Annotated in this window: 1 protein-coding gene; it reads right to left on the reverse strand. The window is 53.7% G+C overall.

Translation table 11 applies throughout. The features are described 5' to 3' along the window. On the reverse strand, positions 1-1,056 hold a 1,056-nt coding region (locus tag NM10_RS12705), incomplete at both ends, for an IS256 family transposase (protein ID WP_020311939.1).

Consider the following 1,056-nt stretch of genomic DNA (forward strand, 5'->3'; position numbering starts at 1 on the left):
TAGCGTTTCGAGCCCATTCCGAGGCGGTCAAGCATGACGAGTCTGGCACAGACGAGCATCAAAGCACTGTTGCCGTCAGGAAAGGCACCAATGGCCCGTGTACGGCGGCGTATCTCGCGATTCACCCGTTCTGTTAGGTTATTCGTGCGGATCCGGCTCCAGTGTTCTGTTGGAAAATCCATATAGGTCAAGGTTTCGCCCACGCTGTCCTCGACTTTCTTGGTTGCGGATAAAAGCTTCATTTCACGGAGCTTGGCGGCAATGGAGACCGCCTTTTCCTGTGCAGCTTCCTTGCTCTCCTGCGCGTGGATTGCCTTGAGCATTAAGGTAACCTGCTTCATCTTAGTCTTTGGCGTCACTGTGAAGACGTTCCGGTAAAAATGGACCGTGCAGCGTTGGTATTTGGCTTCAGGAAAGACTACAGGGATGCTTTCCAGCATGCCAAGGCATTTATCGCCGATAATGAGACGCACGCCTGCAAGGCCACGGCCTTTGAGCCAGGTGAAGAAGTTCAACCAGCTTTCCCTGTCTTCTTTCATGCCTTCTGCTGCTCCGAGAATCTCACGGAACCCGTCTTTATTGACGCCAATAGCGACTAAAACGGAGACATTTTGAATCTCGCCACCCCAGCAGCGCTTGAGGTAAATGCCGTCGACGTAAACATACGGATATTCCCCCGTTAAAGGACGCTGACGCCATTCCTCGATGTGCTTGTATGCCTTCTGGTTGAGATGGCTGATGGTGCCAGAGGAGACCTTTGTGCCCCAAAGCAATTCGGTAATATCTTCGACACGGCGCACGGATACGCCGGCCAGGTACATCTCAATAAGGGCTTCCTCGACAGAGCATTCACGGCGTTTATAGCGCTCGATGATGGCCGTCTCAAACTGGATGCCCTTGAGCTTCGGCACGCGTAATCTGACTTCGCCGGAAGTCGTGCCAAAATTCCGCTCGTAATGACCGGAACGGTACGCCTTACGGTCTCCCGTTCGCTCATACTTGCCAGCGCGGACGAGTTCATCCGCCTCGTGGTCGAGCAGGGCGTTCAGTGTTTCC

Origin of the sequence: Megasphaera sp. NM10 (assembly GCF_000417505.1) — a bacterium.
GTDB classification, from domain to species: domain Bacteria; phylum Bacillota; class Negativicutes; order Veillonellales; family Megasphaeraceae; genus Megasphaera; species Megasphaera intestinihominis.